Below are 1,102 nucleotides of genomic sequence, written 5' to 3'. Positions count from 1 at the left end.
AACGTTTTCTATGAATTATGGGTATAAATTCATCTTAGATTGATAGGAATTTATGGTGACCCCTTATAGATTGTTTTTTCTCACAGCATATGTGATTGCATTTGTTTTTAATAAAACAGACTTTTCATTTCGAATAATTTTACATTCGAGCGGTTTTACTATAACACTCAATACTTCCCAACCATCATATATTTTTTTTAATTTATTCATCATTTCTTCTGTTGAAATGTTTATTTCCATTAGTGCATCCAGCTTCTTATTGGTATCCATATCAATTTCTTCAACTTCAGAATTTACCATGATACAATTTATTCCGTTGTACTTCGTTCCGTCTGCCATTCGTTGAACAACTTTTTTAAATACCTCTTCTGATTGGACATGTTCTAAACTTGAAACTGCAACAATGAAGTCGAAGTTATTAGGTTTAATGTCATAGTTTCCTATATCAGCTTTTTCAGTTTGAATTACTTCTTTAACTTCATATTCCTCACTGTATTGATTTAATTTTTGCAAAGCAGAGTCTAATAAATCAACACACACAACTTTACCGCCATTTTCTTTTATAGCTTGGGCTAATGGGATACTATTTCTACCCACTCCAGAACCTAAATCAAGCACACTAAGATTGTCTTTTCCTTCAAACAATGCAATTAGATCTATTACCGTTTTTACAGGTTTATGTAGCCACGAACCTTCTTCAAACAGTTTATAATTATCGTAACAATAGTCATGATATTTTTTCTCCTCTTTTCTTATAAATTCAATTCTGTTCATTGTTTTCCCTCATTTCTCAAATTATTTATTCTATAAATTACTGTAACAGATTTAATATAACTTTTTGGACTATCTTATCTTGTTATTTGAAGAAAGAATGATGAATAATATATACATGTGAGGTTGACATAACCACTCATTATCGGTAGCAATGAAAAAGGCGGATCCCTACTTTTACAAGGAATCCGCCTTTTTCATTTTCTATGACTCTATTCATTTTTTTATACATCCCTATCCTAACATGGGTTTTAGGGTTCTCGTTTGTTAATGGATTAGCCGAAAAACTGTATAAAATCTTGTATGCTCTTAGCATGGTTTTTTTCCGAAA

At 30.8% G+C, this 1,102-nt stretch carries 1 protein-coding gene; it reads right to left on the bottom strand.

Going from position 1 to position 1,102, the window contains the following annotated elements; all coding sequences use genetic code 11:
• Nucleotides 1-63: 63 nt before the first annotated feature.
• Complete coding sequence (locus BPMYX0001_RS11015; RefSeq protein WP_006094933.1) at nucleotides 64-774, bottom strand: class I SAM-dependent methyltransferase; 711 nt, start codon at nucleotides 772-774, stop codon at nucleotides 64-66.
• Between the last annotated feature and the right edge of the window lie 328 nt (nucleotides 775-1,102).

Source organism: Bacillus pseudomycoides DSM 12442, from assembly GCF_000161455.1.
GTDB lineage: Bacteria > Bacillota > Bacilli > Bacillales > Bacillaceae_G > Bacillus_A > Bacillus_A pseudomycoides.
This window is presented reverse-complemented; position numbering and strand designations above follow the sequence as displayed.